Consider the following 14870-nt stretch of genomic DNA (forward strand, 5'->3'; position numbering starts at 1 on the left):
TTGTTTTCCTCGGCTTTATACCCCCAGGGGGTTCCTTGCGAAACGGGTATGCTGGTCGGCATGACTACCGCGACGCCGCGCGGGTACACCGCGACCAAGGACCAGCTCCAAAGCCGCCTGCGCCGCATCGAGGGCCAGGTCCGAGGCGTGGAGAAGATGGTCGACGAGGATCGGTACTGCATCGACGTGCTGACGCAGATCAGCGCGATCCAGGCGGCCCTGGACAAGGTCGCACTCGGCCTGCTCGACGACCACGCCCGCCACTGCATGCACCACGGCGCCGAGGAGGGCCGGGGCGAGGAGATGGCGACGGAGATGATGGCCGCGGTCGGCCGGCTCCTGCGCCGTGGCTGACTACCTGTTCGTCCGGCAGACCGACGGCTACACGTGCGGCCCGACCGTGGCGCTGGTGGCGTCCGCGGCGCTTGATCCCGCGTACGGCGCGACGGTCACCGACGCGGCCGGCGAGCAGCACCGCATCCACGCCGCCGCCAACCGGCTGTGGCCGCGCAAGCTGGGCACGACCCCGTGGGGCGTGGCGGCCGCGATCTCCGCGCACACGGAGGCGCTCGGCGTGCGGTACACCTGGCGGCTCTTCCGAAAGGACCTGGGCGCCGTGCTGGCCGCGGTGGAGTCCGACTGGCCGGTGGCGATGCTCATCGGCGCGACGATCCCGCGCCACTGGGTCCTCATCGTCGGCCACGAGGGCGGCGCGCTGCGGTGCTTCAACCCCTCGCGCGGCGAGGCCACCACGGTCACGGTCACCGACGCGCAGACCCGCCGCCTGGACACGTTGGGCTTCCCGCGCGCCTTCGCCGTGGTCCTCCCCGGCCACACGCTGAACTGAACCCCGACCGATGCGACATATCCGACATTTCATGACATGTTGGGATATCCGCGCGGCGGCGGCGTCGGTTAGTTTTTCCAGGTGGTACCGCTGACGATCCGCCAAGGCGACGCGACCAGCCCGCAGGCGGCCGGACCGAAGGTGATCGCGCACGTCTGCAACGACTTCGGCGGCTGGGCAAGGGTTTCGTGGTGGCCGTGTCCCGCCGCTGGCCCGAGCCGGAGCGCGACTACCGGGCCTGGCACCGCGGCCGCTCCCACAACGACTTCGGCCTCGGCGCGGTCCGGCTGATCCAGGTCCGCGGCGACCTCTGGGTCGCCAACATGATCGGCCAGCACGGTATGCGGACGGGTTCCAAGGGACCGCCGATCCGGTACGACGCGGTCGACCGTTGCCTGGCCGCCCTCGCCGATCACGCCGAACGCCTCGCCGCCTCGGCGCACATTCCCCGCATCGGCACCGGCCTGGCCGGCGGCCACTGGGAGCGCATCGAGCCGCTGATCACCGCCCGGCTGTCCGCCCGGGACATCCCCGTGACCGTGTACGACCTCGCGTAATCTCCCCACGCAGGACACAATGACCGGTTCCGCTATGGCTCAGCATGTTTGTCCACACTGGACGGGCGGCACTCGGCGAGGACGTAGAATCTTTCACGTTCCGTGTACAGTGGCCCGGCGCTGGCGCTCAATGCAACGGCACACTGCCTGGATTGGGGTGCGGAGAAGTGGACCGAACACCTGTTTTGTCCGTAGTCACTCCCGTCTATAACGAAGAAGCCGTGCTCCACCTGACCATTGACCGGCTACGGCGAGTCATGGACGGCATTGGCGAAGCGTACGAGGTGATCCTCGTCGATGATGGCAGCCAGGACCGTTCCAATGAGATCATCCGCGGCCTGCAGATCGGCTGGCCGCAGCTTCGCCTCATCCAGTTGCAGCGCAACTCCGGCCATCAGGCGGCGCTCGCCGCCGGCTTGCAGCGAGCGCTCGGTCAGTACGTCGTCAGCATCGATGCCGACCTGCAGGACCCGCCCGAGAAGATCCCCGAGATGCTCGCGCTGGCCCGCGCCGAAGGTCTCCACGTCGTCTACGGGGTCCGGGCAGACCGGACGACGGACGCCCTCTTCAAGAAAACCACCGCGGGTCTGTACTACTGGCTCATGCGACGCTACGTCGGTAGCTGGGTTCCGTCGCAGGCCGGCGACTTCCGGCTCATCAGTCGCGACGTCGTCAACGCGTTGACCGAGCTTCCCGAGCAGAAACCCGTCTACCGTCTGGTTGTACCAGCGTTGGGCTTCAGCAGCGGCGAGGTGCCGTATGTCCGCGCCGAACGCGCCGCCGGAACGACGAAGTACCCGCTCAGCAAGATGATCGCGCTGGCCGTCGACAGCCTCACCCGCTTCTCCGCCATGCCCCTGCGCATCGCGACGTGGCTTGGCGCGATAGGGTTCCTGGCCTGCCTCGCCCTGGTGGCGTACAGCATCGTCAGCTACGCCCGCGGCGTCGTGGTGCCCGGCTGGACCTCCATGTTTCTCGCCGTACTTCTGCTCGGCGCGATTCAACTGGTGTGCATCGGGCTTCTCGGCGAGTACATCGCCCGCATCTACGCTCACCTATTGCAACGACCCCAGTTCCGGATCTCGTACGACTCGGTTGCCCAGCCGGACCAGCCGGCACAGTTGGTCCAGCCGGACCACAACAATCCGGTCGGAACGCTGGTCGGATAACAAGGTCCCTAGTCCAGATTTTCGCCTCGAAACGGTCGGTAGCGTCGGCAATGGTGCTGTCAGGAGTAGTCAGCGAGCCCACCCCTACGGACGGTGGCGAGCCGTCCGAGATCGCGACGGCGTCCGAGGAACGAGGAGGTTGGGCTCGGGCCTGGCGGATCGGCGGACTGTACTGGCTGGTCTGCCACGTGGCTTACCTCGCCGTCCAGTTCATCGCGCTGCGCTTCGAAACAGTCAAGGTCGAGCCCGGCCGGTCGTGGCTGTCGCAGGTCGTCCACAACTGGGTGCAATGGGACGGCCTCGTCTACGCAACCATCGCGAACTTCGGGTACCCAATCGTCGAGGACCCCACGTTCAAGAGCCTCGACTCGGCCTATCCGGTGTGGCCACCGGGGTATCCCATCGTGGTCCGGCTCGCCTCGTACGTTCTGCCAGGGGACGTCGCGGTCGCCGCCCTCGTGGTCAGCAACGTGGCGGCCCTGGGCATGCTGGTCGTGCTGTACCGGCTGGTCGACCACGAGCTGGGAGCCGGCTCCGCCGAACGCACATTGCTCATGTTCATCGCCTTCCCGACGGCGTTCTACCTCGCCACCGCGTACAGCGAGTCGCTGTTCCTGCTGCTGACCTTCGCCGCGCTCTACTGCGCCCGCCGGGGACACTGGTGGGCCGCGGGCCTGCTGGCCGGCGCGAGCAGCGCGACCCGGGTGCTCGGGGTCACCATCTGTGTCGCCTTCGCCTACGAGTATCTGCGACAGCGCGAGTTCCGCTGGCGCCGGATCAGGCTCAACGTCCTCGGTATCGCCCTTGCCCCGCTCGGCTTGATGCTCTACATGGCCTTCCTCTGGTGGCGTTTCGACAATCCCATGCTGTTCCGCGACGCCCAGGCCCACTGGGGCCGAGGTGGGATGTACATGCCGTGGACCACGATCGCGCACTCGCTGCGATACCTCAACCCGGCCCGCCACCCCTACGCGGGAGTGATCAACCTACTCGACATCGCCACCTGCCTGCTGGGCCTGGCCTTCCTGGTGCTGTGCTTTGTGGGACCGTGGCGCCTGCGTCGCGACCAGCTCTACCTCGTCCTGGCGGGAGCACTGCCCTTCATCATCGCGGTCCTGCAACCAACCTCGATCGACGGCGGGACGCCGATGCAGTCGATGAACCGGTATGCCCTGACGTTCTTCCCGATGTTTCTCGTCATGGCCCAGATGGCGAGAAACCGGTTTGTGGAGAAGTTCGTCGTGTTCGCCGGCTTGCCGCTGCAGGTGGGTTTGCTCATCCTCTATCTCACCGGGGACTGGGCTGGCTGACGATCTCCGTCACGACCGCCACGGTCTGGTTGACCACGCGGATGCCGCGTTCGGACCGCGCCGGACGCCTCACCACTGTCGATATCGCGGGCGGCATGGAACTGCGCCAGTCGCGTTACTTCGTGACTGTCGCCGAGACGCTGCACTTCGGTCAGCCATCAGATTCACCGGTTCGCGCGTATCGCCTTCAACTATTCGCCGCGACGTGCTCAAGATCGGAAACGGTGAACGTGGGGGCTATGTCGCTGACCCTGGACAGCGTCCCGGCTGAGTCGATCGGGTATTGCGCTTGATCGGGATTGAGCAGCGACGCAGGGAAGCCGGGATAGATGCTGAGAAACAGGATGTATCGGCCGCCCTCGCGCAGCGGTTTGGCGCCTGCCTCACGGAACGTCTGTCCGTTGAGCGTGCCGCCAGGCTGCTGGATCGCAACCGTGCCGCCGACCTTGACATCACCCTTGTAAACCTTGTGCGCTTTTGCTTGAAACACTGTCACGACGGTCGTGTCGGTGATTGCGTCCTGCCCCTTGTCGGCACCGGCGTTCGGGTTCGATCGCGGGTCGTTTTCCGGCGAGATCGAGGAGCGCAGGTATTGCGTTTTCGCTCCATGGTCGACAGTGGCCTCAATGATGAGGTCGGCTTTGTTGAACAACGCGGGCAAGTCGGAGTACGCAGGGTAATCGGGCGCGACCGTGGACGTGTCGTTGTAACCGCATCCGGCCAGCGCCATGAGAAACACGCCCGTTACCGCGATCGAGCGAAACGTCCCGGTAGACAATTGACTTCCCCGTTCCACGAGTAGGTGCCGACAACACGTCAGACGTTGCCAAACGCGCATCGGTTCCCCAGATCATCCGAGGGTCTTGCACGGGATTCGCGGGCGTAGGGCGGCCGGCACAATACTGCCCGGCTGCGAGCAACTCGCGGCCCGTTGGTGTCAGCCGCGCCATGTCGCCCGCCGGTCCACGGGGGGCGTGGTCCGCGCGACCCATCCGTCCTTTCCGTCTTGGTGACCGGACGGGCAGCGCCGCCCCGCGAGATCATCAGCTCCGCGGCCAACGGTGCCATCCGCAGTCGTCCGCTTCGTCGCCACCGCGGGAGAGTCTACGAGTGAACCGTTGACATGTGAACCATCGGGAATATACGATTCGCACGAGAATCGTTCACATGCAAACTTTAGAGGTCAGCTTCGGTCTGCCTGGGGTAGCTCCGAACGTGGTGAGCGAGCAGGTCTCGCCCGTCGGCGCGACTGAGGGACTGGAGCTCAATCCGCATCCCCGCCTGCCCGGTCGACTCCTTCGACGCCCACAGTCCGGTGAAGCTCGCCTCCGACCACCATGCACACCGGTGAAGTACTGACGCGAAACGAGGAACCCTGATGGAAGTAGGAATCGGGCTACCCGGTCACGCACCGTGGCGCGACGGGCGCCTTCTCATCGAGTGGGCCAGGCGCGCCGAAGCGCGAGGCTTCAGCTCCATCAACGTGAGCGATCGGCTCCTGTGGGCAACGCCGGAACCGCTCACCGTGCTGGCCGCTGCCGCAGCGGCCACTACCAGCATTCGCCTGCAGACCAGCGTGCTCCTCGCGCCCCTGCACACCAACCACCTGCTCTTCGCGAAGTCGGTCATCACGCTCGACCACATCGCAGGCCCGCATCGGCTCCGACTCGGACTGGCCGCCGGCTTCAGAGAGGACGACTTCGCCGCCTCGGGGGCTCCCTACGCCAGTCGCGGAGACCAGTTCGACGCCCTGCTCGGACGGCTCGATGACGCCTTTCACGACGGCGCTGGGACCGGCCTGCTACCCGCCACTCCCGGCGGCCCTCCACTGCTCTTCGGGGGTACATCAGCCGCCACCCTCCGCCGCACCGCCCACCGGGGAGACGGCTGGCTGGCCGGCACCGCGACCGCCGATGACCTCGATGAGTTCGTGCCCAAGCTCCGCAACAAGTGGAACGAGCACGGCCGAGCCGGCACGCCGCGAGTCGTCGCGTCCACAATGTTCGCGCTCGGTCCCGAAGCGAAGACAGCCGTGCGTCGCGCCATCGGCGCCTACTACGCCTTCGCCGGCGAAGAGTGGACACAGCACGGCATCGACTCCGCACTCACGTCAGACCACCAGATCCCCGCGATCGTGACCGAGTTCGAGCAGCACGACTGCGACGAACTCATCTTCACCGGCAACGACCCCAACCCCGACCAGGTCGACATGCTCGCCGACGCTCTCGGTCGGTGACCGGCGGTCCCCACCGCTGCGAGCGACAAACCGGGCGGCCGAACCCGCCGCGCGTTGCTAGGCCGGTGTCGCATGCCGGTCCAGCTGAAGCGCCAGGCCGTCGAGCATGGTGCGTAGCCCCAGCTCGAAAATCTTGTCCAGGTCGAGGTCGTAGCCGCCGGTCTCGGCGAACCCCGACATCAACGCGGTGAAGCCGGGGTAGCGGCCGGAGGCGGCGATCTCACCGAGGGCCGGGCCATGCACCTCCATCCACTCATCCTCACTCAGCCCGCTGCGCGCCTGTGCCTGCACCTCGCCCTCGAGCTGTACCGCCAGGCCCTGCACGTGGCTGTACAGCACCACCTGCAGATCCAGCCGGACGGTCGCGTCGAACCCGTGGCCGTCGAGCGCGGCCATCATCTGCTCGCCGTGCAGCAGCAGGTTCGGCAAGGGAAGCGGCCTCGTCAGTGGAGTCACCTGGGCGAGCCATGGATGTCGGCGGTACAGCGCCCACATGGTGCGCGCTACCCGCTCCAGCAGCGGCCTCCAGCCGGCCGGGTGGGGCGGCGCGTAACCCAGTTCGCCGAACGCGGCGTCCGCCATCAGGACGACGAGCTGGTCCTTGCTCGCAACGTGCCGGTACGTCGACATCGTCGACACCCCGAGCCGCGCCGCGACGCCGCGCATCGACAGCGCGTCGAGCCCTTCCGCGTCGGCGATCTCGATCGCGGCCCGGACGACCTGATCCCGGTTCAGTTCCCGATTGGGCTCCCGGATCGGCGTGGGGGTCGGCCCCCGGTTCGGCCCCCGCTCGCCGTGGAAGGCTCGGCGCGTGCCACCCCCGGCCGGCTCATTCGCTGGGCTTGCCTCGGCGCTGCCGGTCACGCGTGCGGCTTCACCCGCCGGTAGGCCGCTGACGGGTACCCCAGGCAGGTTCGCCGCGACCACGGTCCCCGCCCGCGGTCGGGCGGTCACCCACCCCTCCTGCTTCAGCACGGTCAGGGCCTTCGTCGCGGTGGCCAGGGCCACGCCCCACTGCCTCGCCAGCTGCCGCGTCGACGGCACCCGGTCGCCCGGCGCGAGCCGCCCGTCGACGATCCGCCCGCGCAGCTCCGTGACGATGCGCAGGTACGGCGGCTCCGTCATCGGCCAGCTCCTGTCCTAGTACAGCAACGTCTGTCATAGTACACATTCATGCTTGTTTATCCAGTTCGTACGCCGTACATTCAGCTTGCGTACAGTGTACGAGCAAAGGGGAAATCATGAAGGTGCTCATCTCCGGCGCGAGTGTGGCCGGGCCCGCCCTCGCCTACTGGCTGCATGGCCACGGCGCCGAGGTCACCGTCGTCGAGCGCGCACCGGCGCCGCGCACCGGCGGGCAGGCGATCGACGTGCGCGGCGTCGCGCTCGGCGTCGTCGAGCGCATGGGCCTGCTGGAGCCGCTGCGCGCGGTGCGCACCCGGATGCGGGGCTCGTCGATGCTCGACGCCGATGGCAACGAGCTGTTCCGCTCGACCGAGCACGCGCCCAGCAGCGGCCGCCTCGAGAGCGACGACCTGGAGATCCTGCGCGAGGACCTGACCGGCCTGCTCACCGAGCGGGCCGCCGGCGTGGAGTACGTCTTCGGCGACTCGATCGCGACCCTGAGCCAGGACGACGACGGCGTCGACGTGACGTTCGAGCGGGGCGGGCCGCGCCGGTTCGACCTCGTCGTCGGCGCCGACGGGCTGCACTCGAAGGTGCGGCGGCTGGCGTTCGACCCGCAGTCGCGGCACGTGCACCACCTCGGCACGTACCTGGCCGTGTACACCACCGACAACATGCTCGGCCTGGACAACTGGCAGATCTGGCTGCGCGACGACACGGTCGGCGCCGGGATCTACCCGGCCCGCGACAACACCGAGTTGCGGGTCAACGTCGGGTTCTTCGCGGATCCGATCGACTACGACCACCGCGACCTCGACGCTCAGCGGCAGCTCGTCGCCGAGCGCGCCGCGTCGCTGGGCTGGGAGATGCCCCGGCTGCTCAAGGCGATGTGGCACGCGCCCGACTTCTACTTCGACGCGATGGCCCAGGTCCGGCTGGACTCATGGTCGAACGGCCGGATCACGCTCGTCGGCGACGCCGCCTACTGCGCGTCGCCACTATCGGGGCAGGGCACCAGCCTCGCGCTCGTCGGCGCGTACGTCGTCGCCGATGAGCTGGCCCGATCCGGCGGCGATCCCCGAGCGGCGCTGGGCCGCTACGAGGCCCGGATGCGCCCGTTCGCCGAGCTGAACCAGGCACTCGCCACCGAGAACCCGGGCGCGCCGGCGGCCGAGGAGTCCATCGAACGGGCGAAGTGGGCCATCACGCTCTGACACCTCTGCCACCCCGGTCGCCCCTAACGGGTCGTAGGATCGCTGCCATGCCGCTCACAACCCGGGCGATCCGGCTGGCGATGGTGGCGCTGGCGGTCCTGGCGCTCGCCGTGGCGCTGGGAATCCGGGCCGCGAGCGGCACCGTGTTGGAGAGCGCCAACGACCTGGAGCAGTACTCCGGCACCGCGCTGTATGCCTCGATGGTGTACGCCGGGGTCGTGTTCCTGCGGCCGCGCACGGCGGCGTGGGCCGCCGGCACCGCCGCGATCGGGTTCTGCTGGGCCGTCGAGCTGTTCCAGCTGACCGGTGTGCCGGCGACCCTTTCCGCGCACAGCGTCGTGGCTCGGCTCGCGCTCGGCGTGGCGTTCGACCCGACGGACCTGCTGTGGTACCCGGTCGGCGTGGTCCCGCTCGTCGTCCTCGACCGGCTCCTGAACCTGCGGCGCACGGCCTGACGAACGGCGGTTCGGGCGGCCACCCGCTCGGCGGGACGGGCCCTCACCCGGGAATCTCCACCCAACGGGTGGCTGCCTCAAAGGTGTCCTCCGGGGTGGCGCTGAATGCGATCGCTGCGTCGGGAGCGTGCCGACGCACCAGGTTGACCACGCGCTCGAACAGTTCCAGCTGATCGCGCACACCGCCACCAATGACGACGCATTCCCAAGGCTGCGCGCGAAGGACGGCGGTGACGACTGCCTCTATGTCGTCGCTGCCGTCGAGACCGAACAAACAGAACTCAGCCGCCACGCCGTGTTCGGTGAACCGGGTCCGTCCGGCTTCGATGCGGTCTGCTACCGGCTTGGGGTCCCAAGGCCCAGGCACCCGATACGGATCAAGTCCGATCACGAGCACGCGGGGTGTGAGATCCGGTGTGTCCACTGCTGAAGACTATGTCACGGCGGGGGTAGCTCTCTCAGCAGATAGCGAAGTCAATAGCCGCAAGGGGTTGTACGCCGTGACGGCAGCGTGGCAGCCCGCCGCCATCAGTGATGCCGATCCCGATGGGCGTTGATGCGCACTCAGTCCAACCCGCCGTGGGTCCCGGCCGGCAGGCGATCATGGGGCACAGCGGTCGTGCAGGGTTGCGACACCGTCGCCTTCGAGTTCGTCGCAGTACGTCGCACGCCCGGTCATCGCCATTGTCAGTGCGAGGGTGGTGCCGGACACCAGTGGCCCGGAACCGGTGGAGAAGGGGCCGTCGTTCGCGACGAGCAGCAGGCCTCGGATCCGGCCTTTGGCCAGGACGACCTGGTCGGAGCCCTGGTAGTACCGGGCGACCTGGGTGATGGTCTCAATCGGATAAGCCCGGCGGATGTCCAGCGGCCGCCGGATGTCCTCCCCGTGCACAAGCGTTTCGCCGAGCATCGCCATGGTCGGCAGTGGCGGTTTGGTCCTACTCATGACGATGCCGCGGAATCGTTCCAGTGTCTCGCCGGCGGTTGCACCCAACTGCTCGTTCAGCCGCATGCTCACCTGCTTGTCGAAGTCGAACCCGCAGCGGATGACGCCCGCCAGCCATTGCCAGGGGTTCAGGCTGGCCGACGCGGTGAGGTGCGCGAGCACCTCGCGTACCGTCAAACCGGTGCACAACGACGAGGTCGCGAACTGCTGATCGGTCAGTTCCGCGAGGTCGGCCGCCAGGGCCGCGCGTTCGGCGTGGATCCGGGACCAGGTGTCGGCCCCACCTGCGGTACGGGCTGTCGATTGCTTCTCGGTCATGTCCAGGTCTCCTATGGTGATCGAGGGCGCCGGTCTGCCAGCGGCCACTGTCTCGGCGATGAGGTTCCGTCGGAGTAGAGACCGTCGTTGCAGGGCAGAATCGTCGATCATGGACGAGAATCCGTAGAACATGCGAAAGGCGCACCCTGCGACTCGATCAGGATGTGCCTTCGATGAGTGGAGCCGAGGGGAACGGATCTGGCACATCGCGCCCGAGTACCACATCTGATACGTGCGACTCCTGGACTGGTACCATATCTGGTACAAGTAGCGACGCGGGAGGCCACATGACACAGGCGATCAGTGCCAGCGAGGCGCGGAAGAGCTTGTTCCCACTCATCGAGCAGGTCAACAACGACCATACGCCGATCGAGATCGTGTCGAAGCGGGGCAACGCGGTTCTGGTCAGCAAGGAGGACTGGGACGCGATTGTCGAGACCAACTACCTGCTGCGGTCCCCCGCCAACGCGAAGCACCTGATGGAAAGCGTCGAGCAATGGCGCTCGGGGCGGGCGACGGAACGGGATCTGGATACTGACGCGTGAGGCTCAGTTGGACCGACCCCGCCTGGGACGACTATCTGTACTGGCAAACGCAGGACCAGAAGACGCTCAGGCGCATCAACGCCTTGATCGCCGACATCAAGCGCGATCCAGACGGACCCGGCATCGGCAAACCAGAGCTTCTGAGGAACAATTTGGCCGGCCTGCGCTCCCGCCGCATCAACGACGAGCACCGCCTGGTCTACGCCGTCGCGCCAGGCGAGGTCACCATCATCTCCTGTCGCTACCGCTACCAATGACCGCACGGAATGCGCCCGATGCGACCGCGACGACAGACAGTGGCCTAGGGAGCGAGCGAAACGAGCCATCGAACCTGACGCTTCTTCGGGTTCGCGCTATCGCGGATCCGCAGGCCCGTGACGACGCTGCCGGCCGGCGGCGCGGCGGTTGTCGGCGCGGTTGTCGGCCAGGAACCTGCTCACGATTCGACCGAAGTCGTCGCGGCGCTCGACCCAGGGCAGATGGCCGGCGCCGGCGAGGCTCACGCGTTCGACGTCGGGCAATGCTTCGTACAGCGAGTCGACCGCCCAGCGGGGACGAATGTCCTCCACGCCATCAACGATGAGCACGGGAATGTCGAGGCCCCGGCATCGCAGAACGAAGTCGATGTCGCGGAGCTCTTGCTTGACCTCGGCGTTGACCGCCTGATTGCAGTCGTAGTTGATGCCCAGCCATGGCGTGGCCATGCGCTCGGCGTGTCGCAGCGCCCCGCTGTCGTCAGCGAAGTCGGCCGACCATTGCAGCACAGCCCACTCGCGGTCCTCGGCCGGCGTGCGAGTGCGGGCGCTGAGTGCCTCCCACCGGCCCAGGCGGTTGCCGAGCCGCAGGCGCAGGTTACGTTCGTAGTGCGAGTGCCAGCCGCGTTCTGGATCAATGCCGGTTCCGGAGACGTAGATGAGGTGGCTGACCCGGTCGGGATGGTCGATGGCGTACCGCAACGCCAGGTGCGCACCCCACGAATGCCCCAGCAAAGCCATTCGCGCTACGGACGACTGCTCCCGCACCGCGTCGAGGTCGGCGATCGACCGGGCGACCGAGTAAGGGCCGCATCGCTCAGAACGCCCACAACCGCGCTGGTCCCACCGGACGACCCGCGCCGTACCGCACAAAAGCTCGGCAACGCCATCGAAATAGTCCCACAGACCCGGACCCCCGTGACAAAGAACCAGCGTGTCACCATCACCGGTACTGTTCGCCCACAGGCGACAACCGTCGCCCGCGCGCACCTGCAGATCCATAACCGACAGTATGAGCGCCGAGAACCCCGACGGTGACTGCCCCCACACCGACCGTCGTGACGGTGTTTCAAACAAAAGTTGACAAGGTGCACAAAGGGGATGTCAAGGTTGGCGGCACGGTTGCGATCAAGCAGCTTGGCGGCACGCTCGACGGTCAGACGTTCCGTGAGGCAGGCGCCAAGCCGCTGCGCGAAAGGCGGCCGGTACATCCTGTTTCTGAGCGTCTACCCCGACGTCCCTGCGTCGCTGCTCAATCCCGACCAAGCGCAATACCCGCTCGACTCAGCTGGGACGCCAGCCAGGATCAGCGACACGGCCCCCACGTTCACCGTTTCTGATCTTGAGCAGGTCGCGACGAAGTAGTTGCAAGCGCCACCAAACCGCCGTGGACTGCACGCCGCCGTCGCGTATGACGTCGCGGTCGATATTGGGCGGCGTCCGGAGCATCGGCCTATAGGCGATGGAGCTGCGAGTGCGGAAGGCGACCGCCGGGATGGCGGACAGCACGCGGATCAACGACGGCCCGAAGTCCGAGGCGGATAAGCGCCCCGATCAGCCACCAGCACGGGCTGCCTGACCTCCGCGCGAAGCGAGAATCCATAGGCGGACAGCCTTCACGAACTGGAGCCCTGCGAGGCTTCGTCATCATTGGCAACGAAAGGCCGACCGCCAAGCGAAGCGAAGGCCGAACCGTAAGCGGCAGGCGGAGGGCGACCACCGACATGGGGGTGCGGGTGGCGAAGCCCACGCCCGGAGCGAGCGAAGCGAGCGCGAAGAATCCACGAATCGCAAAGGCGAAAAGGCGCCCCCCGCCTTGAGCAGGGAGCGCCGATCGATGGGTGGAGCCGAGGGGACTCGAACCCCTGACCCCCACACTGCCAGGACAGATCTTGACACGGCCACTGACGTGCAAGCAGGTCAGAGGCCCGTCGCGTGGCCAATTCCCCGTGGCTGCCCGGTAGGACCCGTGATCCACTTCGAGATGTGGCACGGATGTGGCACGGCGTCGGCGCACCCTTGCAGACCTCCACAGCACGCCCGGCCGAACCAGCCGCCTCCTAACGAGCGGCTTCCCAGTGGCGTGGATCTTCTGTCCGCACTCTCGGCTCCCGGCACATGTGCCGGTACGCTCCACCGAAGTCCGCCCGCCTTCCTCGTCGTGGCGGACGAACGAGGCCACGACTGATCGGTCCTCTTAGGGTTGGTATGCCGTAGTAGCGGGAGGCTCGGTGGAACTCGATCGGAACCTCTTACAAAAGCTCAATCTCTCGGAATCAGCAGAAAAAGAACTTAACGGGACCCTGGACCGCTTTCCGCCGCTTATCATCGATCGTTGCCTAACGCGAGCTAAAGGCGAGCTAATCAATACCCTAACTGCGGATTTCGGTGGAGGCGGACGGCCGGTAAACGCCGAGACGATCACCATGCCTCGCCGCGTGGGTCACGGACCTCGGCCTACGCGCGTAGCCACTACTGCCGTTCGGGTGCTCTATAGGGCTCTTGTCAGTTCACTAGAGCCAACCCTGCCCGACGAGAGTCGACGCAGCGAGAACTGGGACCGCTTCCATCATTTTGACGAAGAGCACGACAAGAACTATTTGGTGCACGCCGACATCGCCGCATGCTATGAGTACATCGACCACGGCCATCTGCAAGACGAGCTTCTTACTCAGTCCATGAATCTCGATTCCACCAGGGCCGTCACGAAAATCCTCAATGAGGTAATGGGCAGCAACCGCGGCCTGCCGCAGATGCATTGGGCAAGCGATCGCCTCGGCGATGCATATCTCGATATTCTTGTCAGATATTTGCGGCGACACGGCATCGAGGCAATCCGGTATGTCGACGACATCAAAGCTGGGGCCGACAGCTGGGATGGCGCTCTGCAGGTCGTTGAACTCACCGCGGAGGCCGCACGGCGTCTCGGCCTAGCCCTGTCGGCAGACAAGACGAGAATTCTCCGCAGAGCGACGATGGACTCACAACGCGAAAGTGAGCGCGAATTATTTTCACACTACTTTGAAAAGGCGCTCGGTGAGAGTGAGAGCGATGGCGATGTTTTTGTTTTAGCCGGGCCGTATGGCGAACTGCTGGAGGTCGACCGCCAGGAACCAGAGCCTATGAGCGGCAGCGACTTCAACAACGCGATAAGGGAGGCGTTCTGGTCATTAACGACAGACTGGTACTTCTACGAGCAGACTGAGGACACTCTGCCGGAGGAGGAACGGGAGAAGCATCGACAGCTTCAACAGTGGCTGCTTCCGGCTGTCGGGGCCGTCTCTCTACACTCAAAGCGACTGTCGGAGAACGTGTTGAGCCAATGGGCGTTCAAGGATCCAAGCGCCATCCGCTCAATTGTGACGTACCTTCTCCAGCGGGCCGACAGCGCCGAGTTCGCGAACGAGAACCCGTGGCCCACGATGGAGCTGTTATTGAACAAGTCGCGCAGGAGCCCATGGAGTCTCATCTGGCTCCTCCACGGAGCTGGACGGCTCGCCCTGAAGTATCCTTCTGACGAGCGGGCGAAAAAAGTTCGAAAATGGACACAAGATCAGATGTTTGACAACATGTACGAGATTGTTCGCGCCGAAGCAGCATGGGCAAGCGCGTGCTTCGGAAATCTGACGAGCAGCGTTCTAACGCGACTTTACCGTGACGCCTCACCACTGACCCAGGCTGCGCTGGCGGCGGCCATGACGCGCCAGGGAACTATTGAGAACGCCGTACGGAAGGCCGTACATGGCGACGGACCCCTCAATCGGAAGGCTATTGAGTGGGCCGAGGGATTCTGATGGATGTTACGATTTCCGGGTCGCGCGCAATTAACGCGCTTCTAAGTGCGCTCCGAGAGGCCGAGGTAAGTCCAAGGTCACCCTGGCTCATAACATCTTG

General features: G+C 66.1%; 16 protein-coding genes. 11 read left to right on the plus strand and 5 right to left on the minus strand.

The window, feature by feature from the left end; all coding sequences use genetic code 11:
• Window positions 1–60 precede the first annotated feature (60 nt).
• The 5 genes from ABT297_RS04820 (at window position 61) to ABT297_RS04840 (ending at window position 3883) form a co-directional block, all read left to right on the plus strand.
• Window positions 61–354, plus strand: coding sequence for a metal-sensitive transcriptional regulator (locus ABT297_RS04820; RefSeq protein WP_350544782.1), 294 nt, complete (start codon window positions 61–63; stop codon window positions 352–354).
• The gene (locus ABT297_RS04825) at window positions 347–847 is read left to right on the plus strand and encodes a hypothetical protein (RefSeq protein ID WP_350544784.1); all 501 of its coding nucleotides are present in this window, start codon (window positions 347–349) and stop codon (window positions 845–847) included. Before ABT297_RS04820 ends, ABT297_RS04825 begins: the two co-directional genes overlap by 8 nt.
• A gap of 191 nt (window positions 848–1038) precedes the next feature.
• Window positions 1039–1404: a macro domain-containing protein gene (locus tag ABT297_RS04830; protein WP_350544785.1), complete on the plus strand. Its 366-nt coding sequence runs from the start codon at window positions 1039–1041 to the stop codon at window positions 1402–1404.
• Between the two features lie 167 nt (window positions 1405–1571).
• Window positions 1572–2573, plus strand: a complete 1002-nt coding sequence (locus tag ABT297_RS04835) for a glycosyltransferase family 2 protein (protein ID WP_350544787.1) — start codon at window positions 1572–1574, stop codon at window positions 2571–2573.
• A gap of 188 nt (window positions 2574–2761) precedes the next feature.
• Window positions 2762–3883, plus strand: a complete 1122-nt coding sequence (locus ABT297_RS04840; RefSeq protein WP_350544789.1) for a mannosyltransferase family protein — start codon at window positions 2762–2764, stop codon at window positions 3881–3883.
• 187 nt (window positions 3884–4070) lie between these two features.
• Here the strand turns inward: ABT297_RS04840 and ABT297_RS04845 are convergent, their stop codons facing one another.
• Window positions 4071–4661 (minus strand): hypothetical protein, encoded by a 591-nt coding sequence (locus ABT297_RS04845; RefSeq protein ID WP_350544790.1) that lies wholly within the window; start codon window positions 4659–4661, stop codon window positions 4071–4073.
• A 600-nt stretch (window positions 4662–5261) separates the two neighbouring features.
• Here ABT297_RS04845 and ABT297_RS04850 point away from each other — a divergent pair.
• A complete protein-coding gene (locus tag ABT297_RS04850; protein ID WP_350544792.1) occupies window positions 5262–6119 on the plus strand; it encodes an LLM class flavin-dependent oxidoreductase in 858 nt (285 codons plus the stop codon).
• 57 nt (window positions 6120–6176) lie between these two features.
• On the opposite strand, the gene ABT297_RS04855 is transcribed toward ABT297_RS04850, so the two are convergent.
• Window positions 6177–7244 carry a TetR/AcrR family transcriptional regulator gene (locus ABT297_RS04855; protein WP_350544793.1) on the minus strand — a complete coding sequence of 356 codons (1068 nt, stop codon included), beginning with the start codon at window positions 7242–7244 and terminating at the stop codon, window positions 6177–6179.
• A gap of 116 nt (window positions 7245–7360) precedes the next feature.
• Between ABT297_RS04855 and ABT297_RS04860 the strand changes: the two genes are divergently transcribed.
• Entirely contained in the window at window positions 7361–8458 is a 1098-nt protein-coding gene (locus ABT297_RS04860; RefSeq protein WP_350544795.1) for an FAD-dependent monooxygenase, read from the plus strand.
• Between the two features lie 47 nt (window positions 8459–8505).
• On the plus strand, window positions 8506–8913 hold the full coding sequence (locus tag ABT297_RS04865) for a ribosomal maturation YjgA family protein (RefSeq protein ID WP_350544796.1): 408 nt from the start codon (window positions 8506–8508) through the stop codon (window positions 8911–8913).
• 43 nt (window positions 8914–8956) lie between these two features.
• On the opposite strand, the gene ABT297_RS04870 is transcribed toward ABT297_RS04865, so the two are convergent.
• The gene (locus ABT297_RS04870; protein ID WP_350544798.1) at window positions 8957–9337 is read right to left on the minus strand and encodes a hypothetical protein; all 381 of its coding nucleotides are present in this window, start codon (window positions 9335–9337) and stop codon (window positions 8957–8959) included.
• Window positions 9338–9514: 177 nt separating this feature from the next.
• A complete protein-coding gene (locus tag ABT297_RS04875; RefSeq protein ID WP_350544799.1) occupies window positions 9515–10177 on the minus strand; it encodes a maleylpyruvate isomerase family mycothiol-dependent enzyme in 663 nt (220 codons plus the stop codon).
• A gap of 287 nt (window positions 10178–10464) precedes the next feature.
• Here ABT297_RS04875 and ABT297_RS04880 point away from each other — a divergent pair, with 287 nt between their 5' ends.
• Together ABT297_RS04880 and ABT297_RS04885 are read left to right on the plus strand one after the other, a co-directional pair.
• Window positions 10465–10722 carry a type II toxin-antitoxin system Phd/YefM family antitoxin gene (locus ABT297_RS04880; RefSeq protein ID WP_350544801.1) on the plus strand — a complete coding sequence of 86 codons (258 nt, stop codon included), beginning with the start codon at window positions 10465–10467 and terminating at the stop codon, window positions 10720–10722.
• Window positions 10719–10979, plus strand: a complete 261-nt coding sequence (locus ABT297_RS04885) for a Txe/YoeB family addiction module toxin (protein ID WP_350544802.1) — start codon at window positions 10719–10721, stop codon at window positions 10977–10979. Before ABT297_RS04880 ends, ABT297_RS04885 begins: the two co-directional genes overlap by 4 nt.
• A 96-nt stretch (window positions 10980–11075) precedes the next feature.
• Here the strand turns inward: ABT297_RS04885 and ABT297_RS04890 are convergent, their stop codons facing one another.
• Window positions 11076–11978, minus strand: a complete 903-nt coding sequence (locus tag ABT297_RS04890) for an alpha/beta fold hydrolase (protein WP_350544804.1) — start codon at window positions 11976–11978, stop codon at window positions 11076–11078.
• 1229 nt (window positions 11979–13207) lie between these two features.
• Here ABT297_RS04890 and ABT297_RS04895 point away from each other — a divergent pair.
• The gene (locus ABT297_RS04895; RefSeq protein ID WP_350544805.1) at window positions 13208–14770 is read left to right on the plus strand and encodes a reverse transcriptase domain-containing protein; all 1563 of its coding nucleotides are present in this window, start codon (window positions 13208–13210) and stop codon (window positions 14768–14770) included.
• Window positions 14771–14870: the final 100 nt, after the last annotated feature.

Source organism: Dactylosporangium sp. NPDC000555 (assembly GCF_040300025.1).
Lineage (GTDB): Bacteria > Actinomycetota > Actinomycetes > Mycobacteriales > Micromonosporaceae > Dactylosporangium.